The sequence below is a fragment of the Streptomyces rapamycinicus NRRL 5491 genome (genome assembly GCF_024298965.1).
Classification (GTDB): Bacteria; Actinomycetota; Actinomycetes; order Streptomycetales; family Streptomycetaceae; genus Streptomyces; species Streptomyces rapamycinicus.
This window is the reverse complement of sequence record NZ_CP085193.1, coordinates 696,988-717,165: the sequence shown is the minus strand read 5'-3', so window position 1 is coordinate 717,165 and position 20,178 is coordinate 696,988. Positions and strand designations below refer to the sequence as shown.

Annotated in this window: 13 protein-coding genes and 1 pseudogene; 9 read left to right on the top strand and 5 right to left on the bottom strand. The window is 72.7% G+C overall.

Annotated elements, in window-relative coordinates:
• The first annotated feature begins 32 nt into the window (after positions 1-32).
• The 3 genes from LIV37_RS03185 to LIV37_RS03175 all read left to right on the top strand — a co-directional run bounded on the left by LIV37_RS03185 (position 33) and on the right by LIV37_RS03175 (position 6,031).
• The gene (locus tag LIV37_RS03185) at positions 33-3,062 is read left to right on the top strand and encodes an AfsR/SARP family transcriptional regulator (protein WP_148717879.1); all 3,030 of its coding nucleotides are present in this window, start codon (positions 33-35) and stop codon (positions 3,060-3,062) included.
• Positions 3,063-3,190: 128 nt separating this feature from the next.
• Positions 3,191-3,673, top strand: a complete 483-nt coding sequence (locus LIV37_RS03180) for a flavin reductase family protein (protein WP_020865651.1) — start codon at positions 3,191-3,193, stop codon at positions 3,671-3,673.
• A 120-nt stretch (positions 3,674-3,793) separates the two neighbouring features.
• Complete coding sequence (locus LIV37_RS03175; RefSeq protein WP_020865650.1) at positions 3,794-6,031, top strand: winged helix-turn-helix domain-containing protein; 2,238 nt, start codon at positions 3,794-3,796, stop codon at positions 6,029-6,031.
• 18 nt (positions 6,032-6,049) lie between these two features.
• On the opposite strand, the gene LIV37_RS03170 is transcribed toward LIV37_RS03175, so the two are convergent.
• Positions 6,050-7,564 carry a 4-hydroxyphenylacetate 3-hydroxylase family protein gene (locus LIV37_RS03170; protein ID WP_020865649.1) on the bottom strand — a complete coding sequence of 505 codons (1,515 nt, stop codon included), beginning with the start codon at positions 7,562-7,564 and terminating at the stop codon, positions 6,050-6,052.
• A gap of 158 nt (positions 7,565-7,722) precedes the next feature.
• Between LIV37_RS03170 and LIV37_RS03165 the strand changes: the two genes are divergently transcribed.
• Complete coding sequence (locus LIV37_RS03165) at positions 7,723-10,575, top strand: helix-turn-helix transcriptional regulator (RefSeq protein ID WP_020865648.1); 2,853 nt, start codon at positions 7,723-7,725, stop codon at positions 10,573-10,575.
• Positions 10,576-10,591: 16 nt separating this feature from the next.
• Here LIV37_RS03165 and LIV37_RS03160 read toward each other — a convergent pair whose 3' ends face one another.
• The gene (locus tag LIV37_RS03160) at positions 10,592-11,071 is read right to left on the bottom strand and encodes an Lrp/AsnC family transcriptional regulator (RefSeq protein WP_121825870.1); all 480 of its coding nucleotides are present in this window, start codon (positions 11,069-11,071) and stop codon (positions 10,592-10,594) included.
• A gap of 154 nt (positions 11,072-11,225) precedes the next feature.
• Here LIV37_RS03160 and LIV37_RS03155 point away from each other — a divergent pair, with 154 nt between their 5' ends.
• Positions 11,226-13,577 carry a transketolase-like TK C-terminal-containing protein gene (locus LIV37_RS03155; protein WP_020865646.1) on the top strand — a complete coding sequence of 784 codons (2,352 nt, stop codon included), beginning with the start codon at positions 11,226-11,228 and terminating at the stop codon, positions 13,575-13,577.
• A gap of 8 nt (positions 13,578-13,585) precedes the next feature.
• Here LIV37_RS03155 and LIV37_RS03150 read toward each other — a convergent pair whose 3' ends face one another.
• Positions 13,586-14,773, bottom strand: coding sequence for a YbfB/YjiJ family MFS transporter (locus LIV37_RS03150; RefSeq protein ID WP_121826261.1), 1,188 nt, complete (start codon positions 14,771-14,773; stop codon positions 13,586-13,588).
• A gap of 493 nt (positions 14,774-15,266) precedes the next feature.
• Here LIV37_RS03150 and LIV37_RS03145 point away from each other — a divergent pair, with 493 nt between their 5' ends.
• Positions 15,267-15,980, top strand: coding sequence for an SDR family NAD(P)-dependent oxidoreductase (locus LIV37_RS03145; RefSeq protein ID WP_020865644.1), 714 nt, complete (start codon positions 15,267-15,269; stop codon positions 15,978-15,980).
• Between the two features lie 200 nt (positions 15,981-16,180).
• A pseudogene (locus LIV37_RS52470) lies at positions 16,181-16,899 on the top strand (SDR family NAD(P)-dependent oxidoreductase).
• A 29-nt stretch (positions 16,900-16,928) separates the two neighbouring features.
• On the opposite strand, the gene LIV37_RS03135 reads toward LIV37_RS52470, so the two are convergent.
• Positions 16,929-17,315, bottom strand: a complete 387-nt coding sequence (locus LIV37_RS03135; protein WP_020865642.1) for a nuclear transport factor 2 family protein — start codon at positions 17,313-17,315, stop codon at positions 16,929-16,931.
• Positions 17,316-17,427: 112 nt separating this feature from the next.
• On the opposite strand from LIV37_RS03135, the gene LIV37_RS03130 reads away from it, so the two are divergent.
• Positions 17,428-18,045, top strand: coding sequence for a TetR/AcrR family transcriptional regulator (locus tag LIV37_RS03130; RefSeq protein WP_020865641.1), 618 nt, complete (start codon positions 17,428-17,430; stop codon positions 18,043-18,045).
• A 73-nt stretch (positions 18,046-18,118) separates the two neighbouring features.
• Complete coding sequence (locus LIV37_RS03125; RefSeq protein ID WP_121826262.1) at positions 18,119-19,042, top strand: LysR family transcriptional regulator; 924 nt, start codon at positions 18,119-18,121, stop codon at positions 19,040-19,042.
• A 36-nt stretch (positions 19,043-19,078) separates the two neighbouring features.
• On the opposite strand, the gene LIV37_RS03120 is transcribed toward LIV37_RS03125, so the two are convergent.
• Positions 19,079-20,029: an SDR family NAD(P)-dependent oxidoreductase gene (locus LIV37_RS03120; protein ID WP_020865639.1), complete on the bottom strand. Its 951-nt coding sequence runs from the start codon at positions 20,027-20,029 to the stop codon at positions 19,079-19,081.
• Positions 20,030-20,178: the final 149 nt, after the last annotated feature.

The window sequence follows — 20,178 nt, the reverse complement described above, 5'->3', positions numbered from 1 at the left end:
GACGGCCGCACACCATCGAGAGGCGGTCATCCATGAGCAGTGGCGATCCGGGCCAGCGGGGTGGCGTCCCGCCTCGGTTGCCCGGCCATGTCATACCCCGGCCGAGGCTGGTCCGCAGGATCCATCGGCTGCTGGACCGGTACCCGGTGCTCGTCGTGGCCGCTTCGGCGGGGTCGGGCAAGACGACCGCCGTGGTCCAGGCCGCCCAGGCGCTGTCCGGACCCGTCGCCTGGGCATCGCTCGCCGGGATGCCCGGCGACGCCGGTCCCGGTGCCGGCGGACCGGCGCTGACGCGCCTTCTCGCGGCGGCCGTCGAGCCGCATGTGCCGGCCGCGGCGACCGCGCTGACGGGTGCGCCGGCGCGTGGGCTCTCGGCGTCGGAGGCCGGCGCCCTGCTCGCCGGGGCGCTCGCCGGTACGGACCTGGTGCTGGTGCTCGACCGCGTGGAGACGATCGGAGGGTGGGCCGGTGCGGAGGGGCTGCTCGACGCGCTCGTCGGGGGTCTGCCGGAAGGGCCCCGGCTGGTACTGGTCTCCCGTGTGGAACTGCCCCCGGGTCTCGGAGGCCTCGGCGACGTCCATCGCGTCGCCTTCATCGAGGACGGGGAACTGGCGTTCGACGCGGCCGAGGCCGCCGAGGCCCTGCGGGGCACCGACCGGGGTGACGACCGGGGCACCGACCGGGGTGACGACCCGTCCCGCCTGGTGGCGGCGACGGGCGGCTGGGTCACCGGAGTCCTGTACGACTGGTGGGGCGCCGACGCCGCCGCCTCCGCCGCACAGCACGAGTGTCTCGCGGCCGAGCTGATGACCCAGCTCACGCCCGCGGAGGCAGCACTGCTCGTCCGTACGAGCCTGCTCGACGACGGGGTGACGGCCGAGCGGGCCAACGCCCTCGGACTGGTGTCGCCGGACCGGACGATGGCCGCCCTCCGCGGCCGACGGCTGCCGCTCGACTGGTCCGCGGACGGCAGCCGGATGGTCGCCCTGCCACGGTTCCGCCACCATCTCCAGCGGGAGATCGAATGCCTGGACGCGGACACCCTGCGGGTGCTGCGCCGGGGGTACGCCACATTGCTCCAGGGCCGGGGGCGCCACGAGGACGCCGTGGCCGAACTGCTCATGAGCGGGGACACCACCGCCGCCCGACACGTCGCCGAACGCGCGCTGCCCGATGTACTCGGGCGGTTCGACCTGACGACCGCCGAGGGCTGGCTCGACCGGATGCGCCCGGCGCCCACCCCGAGCCTGGCCTCGGCGGCACTCCGCGTCGCCTTCGGGCTCGAACAGTGCTGGCGGGGCGTGCGGTTGGCCGACCACCACGGCCGTGCGTGGTGGAGCGGTCTCGCCGAACAGCCGGGCGGCGAGGAGGACTTGGCCCTGCTGGTGTGGTGTCTCTGGCACGCGGGGAGGATCGATGGGGCGCGCGAGATCCTGGGCGTGATGCCGCCCGGGCACCCCCGCGACATCGCGGCGGCCGTGCTGGCTCTGGCGGACGACAGCACACCCCGGCTCGCCCCTGACGTACTCGACCGGGTCGCGGGACCCCTCGAGGCCATGGTGATGCGCATCGCCTACCGGTCCGGCCATCTGCGCGAACTGCGGGACGGCACCTCCGGCACCTGGCGGAGAGTGGCGGGGACGCCCTGGAGGGTCGCGGCGCTGCGCGCGGAGGGATGTATTTCCCAGGCGGAGGAGGCGTACGCGGCGGTCGGAGACGGACCGGGGCCCGTCTGGCTTGCGGCCTTCGAGGCCGCGGAGCTGATGGCGGAGCTCGGACGCCGGGACGAGGCGTGGTCCGCGCTGCTGGCCGGCCGGCGGCGGATCGCGTCGACCGGCTCCCGCGTGTACGAGATCCTCAGCCTGCTCCTGGAGGCGAAACTGGCCCTGCGCCTGGACCGCGACCCGCCGCGAGCGGCTCGGGCGCTCGCCGAGGCGGAGCGCAGAGGGTGCGCGCGCTACGCCTTCACCGCCGAACTGGCGGACACCTGGCGGGGCCTGGAGCTGCTGCTGGCCGGTCGCGACCACGACGCCGTGCCCCACCTCACCACCGCGGTCTCCGCCATGCGAGCGGGTGACAGACATCTCGAACTCCCCACGGCCGCCGTCTACTTGAGTGAGGCGCTGTGGCGCACCGGAGACGAGGACGGTGCGGACGCCGCCGCCGATCTGGCCCTGGAGGTCGCGACCGCCCAGGGCCCCCGTAATCTGCTGTTGCAGGCCCTGGAGGACATGCCCTCCGTCGCGGTGCGCCGGGCCGACGCGGAACCCGCCCACTCCTCACGCTGGCACGAGCTCGTGTCCGCGCTCGCCACCGCGAGACCGGTGACCGGGTGCGCCGAACCCCGGCTGACGCTGGAGGACTTCGGCCCGGTGCGGTTGGCCGTCGACGGGCGAGAGGTCCACCCACGGCTGGCCAAGAGCGTGGAGTTGCTCGCCTATCTGCTGGACCGGCCCTCGGCGAGCGCCAGGCGCCGGGCCCTGTTGGATGCGCTGTTCCCCGGACGGAGCGACACCACGGCGCGCAGCTACCTTCGGCAGGCCGTCTACCGGCTGCGCGAGGTGCTGCCCGACGGGCTGTCGCTCCGCCAGGACGGCGATGTGTACCGGCTGACACCGGCGTCCGCCGTCGTGAGCGCCTCGGGGACCCTGCGGCGGCTGCTCGCGGAGGCCGCGCGGCAGGACGGCGAGCACCGGTGGGACACCCTGCGGCGCGCCCTGGCCATCGCCGAACGCGGCTCGTACTTCGACTCCCTCTCGACCCACTGGCTCGACACCAGGCGCGCCGAACTCGACTCCGCCCTCCTGCGGGCCCGCATGGACGCGGCGGCCGTGGCGCTGCGCCTCGGCCGCGTCCGGGAGACCCGCCGGCTCGCGCGTGCCGTACTGGACAGCGACCCCTACCGGGAGCGGGCGTGGCGGCTCGCCCTGTGCGCCGCGGAGGCGGCCGGTGCGGACGATGAACTGCTCGACCTGTACCGGGGCTATCTGGGCGTCATGAAGGAGCTGGGAGTGGGGCCGTCCGCGGACCTGAGACGTCTGGTCGACCGGCTGCGCCGATGACCGGACGGGCCGGGTGAACTCCGGGCGGTGTCGCGCCCGGGCCGTGATTTCTCCCGCGTTAACAGCCGGAGTCGCACGCTTCACACCAGCCACCAGGGTTCAGCCCCCCCTTTCACGGAGGTCCTCCGATGATGGAAACCGTTGACACGACACCCGACTTCCGAGGCGCGATGAGCCGGCTCGCCACGGGCGTCAGCGTGATCACCACCCGCTCCGGAGCCACGCCCATCGGCATGGCGGCGAGCGCCGTGTGCGCCCTGTCCATGGACCCGCTCCAGCTGATCGTGTGCGTCGGCAACCACCTGTACACGCGGACCGCGATCGCGGAGCACGGCCGCTTCGCGGTCAATGTCCTCGGCGAGGACGGTGAGCACCTGGCGCGGAACTTCGGCGCCTCCAAACCGGACAAGTTCGCGGGCGTCGAGACCGTCGACGACCACGGTGTGCCGGTGCTGAAGGACGCTATCGCGGCCGTCGTGTGCGATGTCGCCGAGGCGCTGCCCGGCGGCGACCACACCATCTTCGTGGGTGACGTCCGCCAATGCGCACACCGGGTGGACGGCCGGCCGCTGCTCTACTTCGCGGGAGGGTTCGGAGGGCTCAGGCCCTAGTCGCGGCGGCCCGAAGAAGGCCGCGTGACCGGCTCACCACCGCCCCGGATGCCGGTTCGCGCCAGGCGAGCCACGGTTGTCGGGGGCTCCGCCCGTCCCGACGACTCCATTGAAGGTGCCATGTCCCGTGCAGGTGCCGTGCCCCGCTCCGTGCCGGCCTTCAAGCTGCGTCCTCCGGCCCAGCCCCCGCACCTCCTGACCCGCCCGCGCCTGCTGCGCCGGCTCGACGCGGCGACCGAGCCCGTGGTGGTGGTCTCCGCACCGGCCGGTGCCGGGAAGACCGTGCTCCTGACCGAGTGGACGCAAGGCACGGCGGCCCGTGGAGAGTGCGCCTGGCTCAGCCTGGACGGGTACGACAACGCCCCCGGCCGGCTCTGGGCCGGCATCCTGCGGGCGTTGCGGCACGTACGGCCGGAACTGCCCGTCCGCCTCGACAGCGATGAGTGGACGCTCGACGCATGGCTCGAGGAGATCCTGCCGAGCCTGGTGACCGGCCTGGGCGGACAGCGGCCGCTCACACTGGTCCTCGACGGACTGGACTCGATCACGGACGCCGACGCGGTCCGCAGCCTGGCGGACTTCCTGACCCGGCTTCCCCGGGGCTTCCGCGCCGTCCTGTCGACCCGGCACGTCCCCGGAAGGCCCGTGCCGACCCTGCGCGCCCGGGGTCTGGTCGCCGAACTCGACCAGCACGACCTGGCCTTCACCCCTGAGGAGGCACAGGCCGTGCTCACCGATCTGCTCGGCGCCCCTCCGGCCGCGGACACTTCGAGTGCGCTGTACGAGGCCACCGAGGGATGGGCGGCGGGGCTGTGCGTCATGGGGCGCGCCCTCGCCCGCTCGGCCGGCCAGACGCACACCGAACGGGACGTGGCCCACGGCAGGCAGGCGGTCTCCGAGTATCTGGCCACGGAGGTGCTGTTCCGGCTCACCACGGAACAGCGCCGGTTCCTGCTGCGCACCAGTGTGCTCGACGAGCTGAGCACCGGGCCGTGCCAGGCCCTCGCCGGGGACCGGGCGGGCGTACTGCTGCGGGAGCTCGCGCGGACCGTAGGACTGCTCGTGCCCGTCGCCGCCGATCCGCCGGCGTACCGGCATCACCGGGCACTGGCCGCGCTGCTCTCCGACGTCCGCACCGCCGAGGGGCCGGACACCGTCGTGTCCCTGCACCGGGCCGCCGCTCAGTGGTACTCCCGGCAGGGCGAGACGACCGCCGCCGTACGGCACTGGATGCTCGGCGGCGACGCGGCGGCGGCCGTCGCCTCGATCCTCGGGGCCTGGGAGAAGGCGATCTCGGCGGGGCGTGGTGCGCTGGTCACGCGGTGGCTGGACCTGCTGCCGCGCCGCACGGTCGCCGCCGACGCGCGCTTGTGCGTCGTGGCGGCGATGGCGGCCCTCTCCGGCGGCGCCCCGGAGACGGCCCGGCGCTGGCTGGACGTGGCCCGGCTCAGACGGACGGGCCCCCAGACGGTCGGCGAGGGCAGCACGGTGTCCGATGCGGCAGCCGTCGCCCGGGCCGTGGCCTGCTGTCTGAAGGGGGAGGTCCTGACCGCCGGCCGGCTCGGCGCGTCCGCCGTCGGCGGCACCCTGCCGCTGACGTCCTGGCGCGCCCTGGCCTGTACGGCCCGCGGCGCCGCCGCGCTGTGGACCTCCCGGTACGAGGAGGCGGAGGCGCTGCTCGGCGAGGCGACCCGTGACGCACACGCCGCCGGGCACAGCCTGGCACTCGTCCGCGCCCTGGGCTTGCGGGCGCTGTGCGCGCTGCTGACCGGACGGCACGAGTCGGCGGGCATGCTGAGCGACGAGGCCCTCGACGTGGCCGCCGCGGCCGGCCTGAGCGGACACTTCGTCTCCGTGTCCGGCTACATCGCCCGGGCCGGTCTGCTCCTCGAAGAGGGCCGGGCCGATGCGGCCGCACGAGTTCTGGCCGAAGCGGAGGCGGCGCTGGCGGGCCCGCCCCGGGCGTCGCACGAACCCCACATCCGCGCCCTGTGCCACGCCACGCGCGCGCGACTGGAGAGCGCGCGGCGCAACGCGGACGCGGCGCGGGAGGCCCGCGCGGCGGCCGAGCGGGCGGCGTCCGGTTGCGAATCGCGCGGGGTACTGACGGACCTGCTCGGCCGGGCCGGTGAGGACACGGCCGTGGCGCCTTCCGTACCCGGGCCCCAGGACCTGTCGCTGGGGGAGCGCCGAGTGCTCCGCGCCCTGTGCGGCCCGCTGACCCTGCGTGAGATCGCCGCCGAGCTCTATGTGTCCCACAACACCGTCAAGACACAGGTACGGGCCGTCTTCCGCAAACTCGGCGCGCACGACAGAAGCGGCGCGGTGGCCAGGGCCCGGGAGCGCGGTGTGCTCTGACCCGGGCCCCGTATCGCGCTACGAGGCGTCCTGGCGCCGGGCGTAGTCCGCCTGGGCCGTGTACGCGGTCTGCTCCCGCTCGTCGACGCCCTCGATGCCGCAGACCTTGCGCGCGAGGTCTGCCATGCCGCCGCTCGGCGACAGCTCGGCGCGCTTCATGGTCAGGGTGCGGATGGCCAGCAGGGGCGTGCCGTTGAAGTTCTCGAAGGTGCTGATGCGGTCGCCCCAGCCGGACAGGAACAGATCGCGGATCACCCGGCTGATCTTCAGCCGGTCGTGCGGCCTCCCGACCGGTCCCGTCTGCAACGCCTCCAGCCAGGGCCGCAGTTCGGGCCGCTGCCACTGCCCCTCGGTGGGGAAGATGAGCGAGGCACGACCGGCGAGGTCGATCACCTCGTGGACCATCCCGGCGATGTTCTCGAGGTAGTACGCCCGCCCGAAGTCGAACATCAGGACGTTCGGCTTGTAGAGGCCGCCGGGGGTGGTGAACCCCTCGTCCTCCGAAGCGATCACATGTGCCTTGAGCGTCTGGTGGAAGCCCGCGAACCGGGCGATCCGGGTCTGCACCGGCGGCAGCTGGTAGGTGCCGATGTGCTCGGTGATCAGCAGGGCCAGGCCGAGCATCAGCTCGGCGCGCACCATCTGCCGGACCAGGGCCTGGTAGTGCAGCCAGTCGAAGACGCGCTGCGGGTACAGCGACGTGTGCTTCGGGTTGCCGATGTGGAACACCCGGTCCCAGGGGATGAGCACGTCCTCGAACACGATGACGCTGTCCAGTTCGTCACCCTGGGAGGCGAGCGGGTGCTCGACGTCCTCGCCGTCCCGGACGTCGCTCTCCCGGCAGATGATGGTGACTCCCGGGGTGCTGGGCTTCACCGCCCCGAAGATGATCTGCGCCGGCAGGATGCCGGGGCGGTAGAAGACGCCGATGTGGATCCAGTCCCCGAAGGCCGCGCCGGTGCTGATCGCCTTCACACCCCGTACGGTGATGCCCTCGTCCGAGGTGCCGACCACCTGAAGCGCGGGGGACTCGGCCTGTGCGGAATCGCGCGAGCGGTCCGTCTGCGGGTCGACGAACGCCGGTGTCGTGTTGAGGTCGCCCTCCCGTACCACGTTCCAGAAGTCGACGATGCCCTCGGTGAGGTCCCTCCCGTCGGTGCCGACGGACTGGCTGCTCCAGGGCTCGGGGTCGTCGACGTAGGTCAGCAGGACGTAGTTGTTGACATCCGGGGTGCGCGGGACCGCCCCGGCGCCGAGCTCCCGCAGCACCGTCTCCATGTAGCGCCGCTTGCGCCGCAGGTCGTCCTTGGAGCGGTGCTGGAACCACGTCATGGACCGCCGGACGCCCTCCTCGTCCACGAACGTCATGACGTCCTGGAGGTCCGGGCGGTGGTGCAGGTCGTAGAAGTCGGCGAGCCTGCGGGCGTACGCCCGGGTCGTGGGGTGTGTGGCCACGTTGCCGACGAGCTCGTCGCCCACCCACACCGTGCGGCCGTCGTTCAGCGCCGCCAGGTATTCCTTGCCTGTACGCACGTCGTGCTCCTCTCCGGGGACAAGAGATCTGGACGGCTCGGAGCATGTGCCGCGGCGGGGTGAGCGGACGGCGCGGCACCGGGATTCACCCGGGTGAAAGCGTCCGGCGCGGGGGAACCGGCGTTGAGGGCCATGTGGCCGTGCGGCATGCTGGCCCCATGCACAGCACAGACCCCGCGGGCGACCTGGTCCGGGGGCGCGGGGACCGGGCCGTCGCCGGGCTGCCCCTCAGAGGACGGGACCGCGAGATCGCCGCTGTCCGTGAGGATCTGGGAGCAGTGCTTGCCGGGCGGGGCGCCCGCGTCGTCGTGGAAGGCGCGCCCGGCGCCGGCAAGAGCCGGCTGCTCGCGGAGCTGGACGGGATGGCGCGGCGGTCCGGCTTCGATGTGGTGTCCGTACGGGCCGACGAGCTCGACCAGTACGCGGCGGGAGCGGCCCTGCAGTCCGCCCTGCGGTCCTCCGGCGGTCCCCACCGGGCCGCCGTGACCGCTGACGACCAGCGGCTCTGGCTGCTGGACGGCATCGCGGACGCCCTGGAGACGCGGGCCCAGCGCGCCCCGTTGGCCGTGCTGGTGGACGACGCGCAGTGGGCCGATCCGGCCACCCTCTTCGTGCTCCGCACCCTGCCCGGTCGGCTGGCCGGCTCGCGGATCCTGTGGGTGCTGGCCGTACGGCCGGACGCCGATCGGCCGACCGTGGCCATGGTGCGGGAGGACCTCGAACGCCTCGGAGCCCGATGGCTGACCCTCGGCCCCCTGCCGCAGCGGGAGCTGGGGCAGATCGCGGCCGATGTCCTCGGAGCGACGCCGTCACCCGGTCTGGCCCGGCAGCTGCGAGGCGTCGCGGGCAACCCGTTCCTGGCGATCGAATTGGTGCGCGCCTTCGCCGGCACGGACGCCGTCAAGGTGGAGGCGGGCGTGGCGAGCCTCGTGCACGACGGCATCCCCGCCGGATTCCGGCGGAGTGTCGCCGCACGGCTGGACCGGCTCCCGGAGGATGCCGCGCGGCTGCTCCAGATGGGGTCCGTCCTCGGCCGCGAATTCGACCTCGGCACGGCCGCCCGCATGCTCGGCAGACGGGTCGGCAGCCTGCTGTCGGGCGTCGAGGCCGCCCTGAACGCCGGTCTGCTCTCGGCCGACGGCCCGCGACTCGCCTTCCGCCACGACCTCATGCGGCAGGCCGTCCACGAGAACCTGCCGCGGGCCGTACGGACCGCTCTGCACCGGGAGGCGGCCGACAGTCTGCGGGGCACCGGGGCCCGGTCCGCCGAGGTGGCCTGGCACGTCGTCATGTCGGGCGGTCCGGTCGACGAGGCGGCCGTGACCACGCTGACCACCGCCGTACGGGAACTGTCGGCGTCGGCCCCCGGCGCCGCCGCGGACCTGGCTCAGCGGATCGCCGGACTGCTGCCCCCGCGGGACCGGCGTCGTATCACGCTGCTGACCGACGCCGCCGAGTACCTCGGCCGGACCCGCCGGGTGCACGAGGCGCTCGACCTGGTCGACGCCACCCTGTCGGACCGCCTCGAACCGCCGCGGGAGGCGGGTCTGCGCCTGGTGGCCGCCGAGATCCACCAGGCCGCGGGCGACGACGCCGCCGCGATGACACACCTCCAGCGGGCTCTGGACCTTCCCGCGCTGCCGCCCGAGGTGCGCGTCCGGCTGTTGAAGACCAAGGGGACGGGCCATGTGTACCTCGGGGACATCACCGCCGCCGAGCGAACCGACACCGGGCTGGTCGCGGCCGCCTACCGCGGCGACGATCCGGCCGTCCTCGTCAGCGCCATGGTGTTCCAGTCGCAGACGTCCTTCTACCGCGGGCGCCTCGCCCGCGCCGTCGAGCTCGCCGAGGAGGCCGCCGGGCGGGCCGGTACGGAGTCCGGCGCGCTCTATCTGCGGCCCCCGCGGATCCCGGCGCTGTGGCTGGCCATGGCGCTGCTCGCCACCGACCGGCTCGCGGACACCGAACGGATCCTGCGGGACGGACAGCGCGAGGCGGAGGCGCTGGGCCTCGGCTGGTCACTTCCCCACTGGCACGCCACCCGCGCCTGCGCCCTCCTCGAACAGGGAGCGCTGGACGACGCGGCCGTGGAGGCCGAGGCCAGTCTGACGGTGGCGGACGAACTCGAGATCACCCGACCGAACGCGCGGGCCCGGTCCGTGCTGGCACTGGTGGAGATCAGGCGCGGTGACCTCGCCAGGGCGAGGGACCACCTCCGCGCCGCCGAAGCCGGTCCCGACCCGACCACGCAGCGGTACGGCCGGTGGGTGACGCTCGCGCGCGCCTGTCTGGCGGACGCGGAGGGCGGCCTGGACGGCCCGGCGGTGGCACTCGCGGCCGGCTTCGGGGACCGCGAGCCGACGCGGCTGCTCGCGGTGACGCCGTCCCACTGGCCCGGGATCGTGCGCATCGCGCTCCGCGGCGGGGACCGGTCGGTCGCGGAGGCCGTGTCCGGCGCCCTGCGCGGCCTGACCGCGCGGGACGACAGCCAGCGGATCATCCGGGCGGTCCGCGTCCACGTGGACGGCCTGCTCCACGGCGACCCCCGTGGACTGGAGTCCGCGATCAGCGCCTACCGGAGCGGTGGCAGACCGCTGGCCCTGGCCGCGGCCTGCGAGGACCTCGGTGAACTCCTGGCCGCATCGGCCGATACGGCCCCGGCGATCCCGTACCTCCAAGAAGCGGGTGAGCTGGCGTCGGTCTCAGGAGCCCGGCGCGACCACGAACGGATCAGACGGCGCCTCCGGCGGCTCGGTGTGCGCACCGGCGCCCCACGGCACCACGCCACCGGCCCTCCGGGCTGGGGGAACCTCACCGAATCCGAGCGGAAGCTGATCCCGCTCGTGGTGGACGGACTCACCAACCGGGCCATCGCCGACCGGCTCTATGTGTCCATTCACACCGTCAACACCCATATGAAGCACATCTTCACCAAGCTCGGCATCAACACGCGCGTCGAACTCACCCGGCTGGCGCTCGAACGGGGTGGCGTCGCCGACGGGGCGAGCTGAGAGAGGCTCTGAACGCTCACTCCGCCGCGGCACGGCGCAGCAGCGGGGTGAGGCGGTGCGGCACCAGTTCGCGCATGGCCAGGGCGGTCGCCGTGCGCTCGATGCCGGGAACGGCGAGGATCTGCCCCGCGATCCGGTACAGGTCCTCCGCGTCCGCGGCGACCACCCGTACGAGCAGATCCGTCTCGCCGCTGAGGCCGAAGACCTCCACGACCTCGGCGATGCCCGCCAGCGCCTCGGACACCTCGGCCAGCCTTCGCTGATTCACCCGCGCGGTGACGAACGCGGTGAGCGGATGGCCCAGCGCGTTCGGGGCGATCCGGCGTTCGAAGGAGCCCAGCGCGCCGCCCTGCTCCATTCTGGCCACCCGCGCCTGGACGGTGTTGCGGGACAACCCCAGCTGCTCGGCCAGGGCGACGACGGTGGCCCGTGGCTGGGCGGCGAGGGCGAGCAGGATCCGCGCGTCGGTGGCGTCCACGCCTCGCTCACTGTTCATAGTGCTCAATCGATGTCCCTCATTCGACCCGGAGCCTGAGCAGAATGCTCAACGAAAGAGAAGCATCTTGTGCAGTTGAAGAGCTATCTGTCTACTGACGGAGCACAAAATCAGTTTTCCCACGGCGTGGTGCGGATAGCGGAGGCGGTCGGTGATGGTCCTGGACCCGGAGCTGAGAGCGATCGGCGGCAATGGCACGGGCGGTGCCCGGGCGGAGGAGCTCGCCGTGCTGGAGGCGGTCGGGCAGCGGGTGCTGTGGCTGTCCACCGCGATCATCGACCATGCCAACCGGGTGCGGCCGAACCCCTCGGGGCTGAAGGTCGGCGGTCACCAGGCGTCCAGCGCCTCGATGTCCTCGATCATGACGGCGCTGTGGTTCCACGCGCTCAACCCTGAGGACCGGGTGTCGGTCAAACCCCATGCCTCACCCGTGCTGCACGCCATCAACTACCTGCTGGGCGAGCTGGACGAGTCCTACCTGACCACCCTGCGCGCCTTCGGCGGTCTGCAGAGCTACCCCAGCCGGGCCAAGGACCCCGACCCCGTCGACTACTCCACGGGCTCGGTCGGCATCGGCGCCACCGCACCCCTGTGGGGCGCCCTCGCGCGGCGCTATGTGGAGGGCCGCTTCGGCGGTGCCGGGAAGGGACGGCAGTACTCCCTGCTGGGCGACGCGGAGCTGGACGAGGGCGCGATCTGGGAGGCGATCCAGGACCCGATGGTGCCCAGCCTGGGCGAGGCGGTATGGGTCGTCGACCTGAACCGGCAGTCCCTGGACCGGGTCGTCCCCGGCATCGCCGCGGACCGGCTGCAGGGCATGTTCGCCGCGGCCGGCTGGCAGGTCATCAGCCTCAAGTACGGGCATACGCTGCGGGAGTTGTTCGCGCGGCCGGGCGGCGAGGCCCTGCACGCCCGTATCGACGCCATGGACAACCCCGAATACCAGCGCCTGCTGCGCTGCTCCGCCGAGGAGCTGCGCGAGCGCCTGCCCGGCACCGGCTCGACCGCCGGGCCGATCGCGGACCTGATCGCCCCCCTGGACGACGCCTCGCTGCTGGCGGCGCTGCGCAACCTGGGAGGGCACGACATCGGCGCGCTGACGGACGCGTTCGACAGCGTCGACGACACCCGGCCGACCGTCATCTTCGCGTACACGGTGAAGGGCTACGGGCTGCCCACCGAGGGCCATCCGCAGAACCACTCCTCCCTGCTGACCTCAGACCAGATGAGGACCCTGGCCGACCGCCTGGGAACGGACCCCGACCGCCCGTGGGCGGCCTTCGCCGCCGGATCGCCGGAAGCGGCCCGGTGCGCGGCGGCCGCCGGGCGACTGCACCGCCCCGAGCACGCGCCCCAGCAGGTCCCCGAGGTCCCCGCCGACCTCGCCCGCCCGGCACCGACCGGCTCCGGCAACACTCAGCAGGCTCTCGGCCGCGTCCTGCTGGACCTCACCCGGCGGGCGCCGGAGGCGGCCGCCCGGATCGTGACCGTCAGCCCGGACGTCAGCTCCACCACCAACCTCGGCGGCTGGCTCAACAAGGTCGGTGTGTGGTCCCCGGCCGAGCGCCCCAACTGGTTCGCCGATGACGCCGAGACCATCCTGCACTGGCGGGAGCGGCCCACCGGCCAGCATGTGGAGCTGGGCATCGCGGAGACCAACCTGGTCGGCCTGCTCGGCGAGCTGGGTACCACCTGGAGCCGCTGGGGTCAGCCGCTGCTGCCCATCGGCGTCGTCTACGACCCCTTCGTCAACAGGGCCCTGGAGCCGTGGTCGTTCGGCATCTACGCGGGCGGCCAGTCGATCCTGGTCGGCACGCCGTCCGGTGTCACGCTCGCCCCGGAGGGCGGCGCCCACCAGTCGATCACCACACCCTCGCTGGGCATCGAACAGCCCGGCTGCGTCACCTTCGAGCCCGCGTTCGCGATCGACACCGAATGGTGTCTGCTGGCCGCACTGGGCAACCTCGGCCGGCCGGAGGGAAGTTCGGCCTACCTGCGGCTGTCCACCCGGCCCATCGACCAGTCCGCGGCCGACGTGCCCGGAGACCCGGCCGCCCGCGAGCGCCGCCGCCGGCAGGTGACCGCGGGGGCGTACCGGCTGCGCCGTCACGAGAGGCCCGTGGTGACCCTCGCCGCGATGGGCGCCCTGGTCCCGGAGGCCCTGGCCGCCGCCGACCGGCTCGCCGCCCTCGGCCACGGCGCCGACGTGGTCTGTGTGACCAGCCCGGACCTGCTCTTCCGCGCGCTGCAGGCCCGCCGCGGCCTGTCGCGGGACCCGAGCTGGATCCTGGACCAGGTCTTCCCCGCCGACCGGGCCACACCGCTGGTCACCGTGCTGGACGGCCATCCGCACACGCTGGCCTTCCTGAGCACGGTCCAGAACACGCCCGTCACCACCCTCGGCGTGACGCGGTTCGGCCAGTCCGGTTCGATCGAGGACGTCTACCGCTACCACGGCATCGACACGGACAGCATCGTCGCCGCCGCGCTGGACCTCGTCGACTGACGGCGAGGTCAGTCCGCCCGGGCCTCGGCGGCGCCGAGGCCCGTGGACTGCCGGTCGGGTGCGGGCTCCGCGCGGAGGACCGGGTGGCCGAGCGCGGGCACGTGGTGGGGGAACCCGATCCGGAGGAGGGCGGCCGCGACGGCGGACGCCAGCACGACCACGGCCGCGAGGAGCAGGGCCTGGTGGTACCCGTGGCGCAGCAGCGGGGTGGCGACCAGCGGGCCGAGGATCTGGCCCACCGAGTATCCGGCCGTCAGCAGCGCGACCGCGCGGGGGAAGCGCAGCTGCGCGCCGGTCGCGAGCGCGAGGGTGCTGACGCCGATGAACGTGGCGCCGAAGAGCACCGCGGAGATCAGCGCCGCGGCGACGCCCCCGATCAGCGCGGGCAGGGCGATGCCGACGGCCTGGACGCCCAGCGCGGCCAGCAGGAGGCTGGGGCGGGACCAGCGCCGCCCCAGCCCCGCCCACAGCGCGGAGGACGGAATGGCCGCGAGGCCCACCAGCACCCAGGCCCCGCTGCCGATCCAGCCGGGGGAACTCTGCTCGATCGCGGCCACCAGGAAGGTGCCCGCGATGATGTAGCCGACGCCCTCCAGCGTGTACGAGGCGAAGAGCGCGGTGAACCAGCGATGGGTGCGCGGGCCGCTCGCCCGCCGTTCCGCTCCGGGCCGGGACGTGGCGGGCACCGAAGCGGGCGCGGGTTCCGGCCGCAGAAACCATGCGGGAAGGGCGAGCAGCGCGCTCAGCGCGGCGGAGGCCCACCACGCGGCCTGCCAGTCCGCGATGGTGCGCAGGGCGAGGACGAGCGACCCGGACAGGGCGATACCGGCCCCGACTCCGCCGAAGGCCCACCCGGGCAAGTGGGCGGGATGGTCGCGCAGATGGCTGAGCAGCGAGCTGACGGCGATGACGAAGATCACCGCACTGACCACTCCCGCGCACAGCCGGAGCAGCAGCCATACACCGGTGGCGTGGGTCAGTGGCATCCCTGCGAGCGACACCGCCAGCACCACCAGACAACTCCGCAGTACGGCGGGGGAGCGCATCAGACGTGGCAGGAAGGTTCCGGCGAGCGCGCCGATCAGATAGCCGACGTAGTTGGCGGTGGCGAGGTTCGCACCCGTCGCCACGGACAGCCCGGCCTGAGTGTGCATCAGGGGAAGAATCGGCGTGTAGACGAAACGGCCGACACCCATGCCCGCCCCCAGCGCGGCGGCCGCCTGCGCGACATGGGTCCAGGGCGAGTGGCGGACGCTCCGGGAGCCGGTGGCGTGGGGGCGCGGAGCTGCTGCGGTCACGATGTGGTCCTCGACGGTTTCGCGGTACGGAAGCCTGGGTGGCGTTGCGCTCCCATGGCGTCAGACTGCGCCCGCCGCCAGGGCGAATGCCACGATCGGCTTCCTCCCTCCTGGTAGGCCCGGCCTCTTACGGGCACCACGCACGCGGAAGCGCGGACCCCCTCTCCGCGGCCTCGACGGCCCGGACGGACCGGCCTGACCAGGGCATCCCTGTGACCGGCTGCCTCCCGTCTGGTAGGCGCCGCCTCCCACCGCAGGTCACAGCCGTGCGGGGGAGGTGGGGCGCGCTCGCCGTTCCTGGCCGTTTGTCGACCGGTCGTCTATGTTCATGGAGGGCCGGTGATCAGCGCCGGTCCTGACACCCCACCCCACTCCACTGGAGACAGTCACCATGAGCACTTCCGGTCAGAAGGTCGCCGTCATCACCGGCGCGTCCCAGGGCATCGGCGCGGGTCTGGTCGAGGCGTACCGCAAGCTCGGCCATGCCGTCGTCGCCACCTCACGCGGGATCGCCCCCTCTTCCGACCCCGAGATCCTGACCGTCCAGGGCGACATCGCCGACCCCGCGACCGCCGAGCGCGTGGCCGGTGCCGCCATCGAGCGCTTCGGCCGCATCGACACCCTGGTCAACAACGCCGGCATCTTCGTCGCCAAGCCCTTCACCGAGTACACGCAGGCGGACTACGACGCGGTCACCGGCGTCAACCTCGGCGGTTTCTTCCGCATCGCCCAGCTCGCCACCGAGCAGATGCTCCACCAGGGCGGCGGACACATCGTCCAGATCACCACCAGCCTGGTCGACCACGCCCACTCCGCGGTCACCTCCGTACTGGCCTCCCTCACCAAGGGCGGACTCCAGTCGGCCACCAAGGCCCTGGCCATCGAATACGCCACCCGCGGCATACGCAGCAACGCCGTATCCCTCGGCATCATCCGGACGCCGATGCACCCGGCGGAATACCACGACACACTCGCCGCCCTCCACCCGGTGGGCCGGATGGGCGAGATCGGCGACATCGTCGACGCCGTCGTCTACCTGGAGAACGCCCCGTTCGTCACCGGCGAGATCCTCCACGTCGACGGCGGCCAGAGCGCCGGCCACTGACCCCGGACCGCCTGCGCGGGCGCCGGTACGGGGCGCCCGGGCACGCCACCGGCTGCTACGAGATCAAGCGCGGCCGCGGCCTCGGCCCGCTCCTCGACTGAGCCCCATCACCCGGCGTGCGGGTGCGCCGCTGTCGGGCGCATGATGGAGACATCGGGAGCGACGCAACTACCGCCTGAGCCGGAGAGAGCGGTGGCCGAATGAACACCGTGCAGAAGGTCGCCATCGTCACCGGGGCTTCCCGGGGAATCGGTGCCGCCCTGGTCTCCGCCTACCGCGAGCTCGGCTACGCGGTCACCGCGACCGCCCGCACCCTGGACGAGTCGAGCGATCCCGGCGTGCTGACCGTCAGCGGTGATGTGTCCGAGCCGGGCGTGGGCGCCCGTATCGTCGACGCGACCCTGGACCGGTTCGGGCGGATCGACACGCTCGTCAACAACGCCTGGGTCTTCGCCTCCAAGCCGTTCACCGACTTCACCGACTTCACCGACGAGGACTACGACCTCGTGACCGGGGTCAACCTGCGTGGCTTCTTCGAGACTTCCCGCGGCGCCGTCGCCGCGATGCTCTCCCGGGACGGTGGCGGCCACGTGGTGAACCTACGAGCCTGGTCGACCACGCCAACTCGCAGTCGCCCTCAGCCCTCGCCTCGCTGACCAAAGGCGGACTGAACGCGGTCACCAGGGCGCTGGCGATCGAGTACGCGGCCCGTGACATCCGGGTCAACACCGTCGCACTGGGCGTCATCCGCACCCCCATGCATGCAGCCGAGGCGCAGGAGGCCCTCGCCGCGATGCACCCGCTCGGCCGGATGGGGGAGGTCGACGATGTGGTCAACGCGATCATCTACCTGGAGAACGCCCCGTTCGTCACCGGGGAGATCGTGCACGTGGACGGTGGCCAGAACGCCGGACACTGAGTCAGACGTCCCTCAGTGAGCCGCCGGCCTCAGTGATCGGTGACGATCCGGGAGACGTGGTACTGGCGGATCCGCCAGCCGCCGCCCTCGTGCTGGAGGACCAGCGACAGGTGCACCGGGGCCTCCCAGCCCGTCGGATCCCGGAAGGTGACGTCGGCGAAGCCACCGGCCACGTGCTCGCCGATCCGGTAGCCGTGGACGTCCCCGAGATGCGCCCTGCGGTAGTCCGGAACGGCCTCGTAGTAGCCGCGCACCGCGTCCCGGCCGGAGATCGTCTCGGGGCCGAATCCCTGGAAGAGGGCGTCGGGTGTGAACAGGTCGGCCATGGCGTCGGCCTGGTGGCCGTCGAATGCGGTCTGCCAGCGCCTCAGCACCTCGTGCATCGGGTCGTTCACTGCCACTGCGTCGGTGCTCATGGTGTCGGCTCCTCCAACGGGAGAGTGCGGGGGCGTTCGTTCGCGGCTGGAGACCGATCAGTAGACGACCGGTCTATTAAAGAAGGTAGTCGATCGGTCGTATACTGACAACATGGGACGGACGAGTGATGCCCGGGAAAAGATCCTCAGCGCTGCGCGGTCGCTCATCGAGCTGCGCGGCTATTCGGCTCTGGGGGTGGCCGAGATCTGTAAGACGGCCGGAGTGCCCAAGGGCAGTTTCTACTACTTCTTCGAGTCCAAGGAGGCCCTCGCGCTGGCCGTGATCGACGAGCACTGGACCGCCCAGCGGCAGGACTGGACCCGCATCCTGAACAGCGGCGCGGGGCCGCTGCAACGGCTACGGCGGCTGTTCGAGGAGACGGAGGCCGCCCAGCGCGCGGGCCAGCGGAGCTGTGGGACCGTTTCGGGCTGCATGTTCGGGAACCTCACCCTCGAGATGAGCAATCAGACCGAAGCCGTCCGCAAGCGGCTTCAGGAGATCTTCGAGACCCAGGTCGAGATGGTCGACTCGGTCATCGCCGATGCCGTCGAGCGTGACGAGGTCACCGTCGCCGACACCCGCGAAGCCGCTCGGTCCGTGGTCGCGCAGCTCGAGGGCCAGGTCCTGTTCGCCAAGCTCTACAACAACGCTTCCCGGCTGAGCGCGGTGTGGCCGAACTGCCTGGCGCTGCTGGGCGCCCGCACACCTCTGGCGCCGGTCGGCGCCTGAGGTGAGGCGGCGGCCGCTGATCGGCTGATGGGTGCCGACTCCCATCATGGGTGCCGGCTCCACCGCGGGTAGCATGGCGATCGTGGAGCTGCGTCAGTTGCGGTATTTCGTCGCTGTGGCCGAGGAGCTGAACTTCGGCCGGGCCGCGGAGCGGCTCCTTATCGCCGGTCCCTCCCTGTCCCAGCAGATCAAGGCGCTGGAACGGGACCTCGGCGTCCGGCTCTTCGACCGCGACCGCCGTTCGGTGGCCCTCACTCCGGCCGGGGCGGCCCTGCTCCCGCACACCCGGGACCTGCTCGACCGCGCCGACGACCTCCGCAACCGTGCCGCGAGGATCGCGGGCTCGGAACCGGTCCGGCTCGGATACGTGAATTGGCTGCCCTCGGACCTGACCGCCCGCGCCTCGTCCGTGGCGCGCCTGCACATCGACGCATGGGTGGCGCCCTCCCACGCCCAGGCCGCCCGCGTCGCGGACGGCGGCCTCGACCTCGCGGTGTGCTGGATTCGTACGGACGATCTGGAGAAGCGCGGACTCAGCGCCCGGCTGATCGGCGCGGACCGGCTCTACGCCGTCTCGGCCGGGCAGGACACCGGCGAGGTCCGCGCCCGGGACACCGTCGTACTGCTGGACGACGACGCCACCACATGGGTGTCCTGGAACGACTACGCGGAGCGGCTGGCCGCCGACACCGGCGCCCCCGCCGTGCGCATCACGGACGGCGGTGTCACCGGCCCCGTGTTCTTCGACCACGTACGCCGCCGTGGGCGGCCCATCCTCAACTCGCCCAAGGGCCAGACCACTCCACTGCCGCCTGATCTGGTCGCCCGTCCCGTGGTCGAGCCGAAGGTCTATTGGACCTGGTCCCTCGTCTGGCGCCGGGAAGAGCTCCGCCCGGCCGTTCTGAGCACCGTGGACGCCCTGACCGAAGGCGTCGGCGACTTCGGCGTCCACGCGCCGGACGCATGGCTCCCGGACGGGGATCCGTACAAGCGGTAGTCCTCGTCTCGTCGGACCCCATGGGGCACGGTGTGGTCAGGCGGTGGCTGCGAGCATGTCGCGGGAGATCCGCCACAGGCGGGCCGCGCGGTGCGCGTCCAGCGCGTGGGCGGCCACTCCGCGCCGGACACCGGGCTGATGGGGTCCGGCCTCGGCACAGTCCTCGAAGTACCGGCCGGTCACGCCCTCGGTCAGCGGGGAGGCGGCGAGCAGTACGGAGGTCGCGGCCCCCTGCTCGATGTTCTTCCAGGACACATCGGTGCTGGAGGGGTCGAACGAGGCGGGGCTGTGGGAGATGTCCCCGATGTGGCGGCCGAGCCGGGTGCTCGTGATGCGGCCGGGGTTGAGGGCGTTGACGGCGATCAGGTCCGATGCCCAGCGGCGGCTCGCCTCGACGGCGAACAGCACATTGGCGGTCTTGGACTGGCTGTAGGCCGCCCATGGGTCGTAGGGGTGCCGCTCGAAGTTGATGTCGTCGAAGAGCACATCGCCGTTGACGTGGCCGACCGAGCTGACCGCGACCACACGTGCGCCACGGGCCGCCGCCAGGGCGCCGTGCAGACCGGTGGCGAGGGCGAAGTGGCCGAGGTGATTGGTGGCGAACTGCGTCTCCCAGCCCTCCTTCGTCCGCTGGAGTGGCGAGGCCATCACACCGGCGTTGAGGACCAGGATGTGCAACGGCCCACGCCAAGCGTCCACGAAGGCGCGCACCGAGCCCTGGTCGGCGAGGTCGAGCGGGGCGGCGCGCACCGTTCCCGGGCCGTTCGCCGGGGAGATCTCCTCGGCGGCCCGCCCACCCGCCGCCGGGCCGCGGACGCCGATGGTGACCTCGGCACCGGCGGCGGCCAGGACGCGTGCGGTTTCGCGTCCGATGCCGGAGGCCGCTCCGGTGACGAGGGCGCGCTCGCCGGTGAGGTCGACGCCGTCCAGGACCTCGGCGGCGGTCGTCCGGGCTCCGAAGGGGGTGGTGATGAGGTGGCCGGTCATGGCGCGCTCCAGGGAGGTGGTGGCAGGAGGGGTGCGAGCGCGCGGCCGGTGCGCGGTGGCCGCGGGCCGTCGTACGCTCGTATCCGGAACGGGTTCCGGTTCACTTCCCGACGGTAAGCGGAACTGGTTCCGGTTGCAAGTGATGGCGA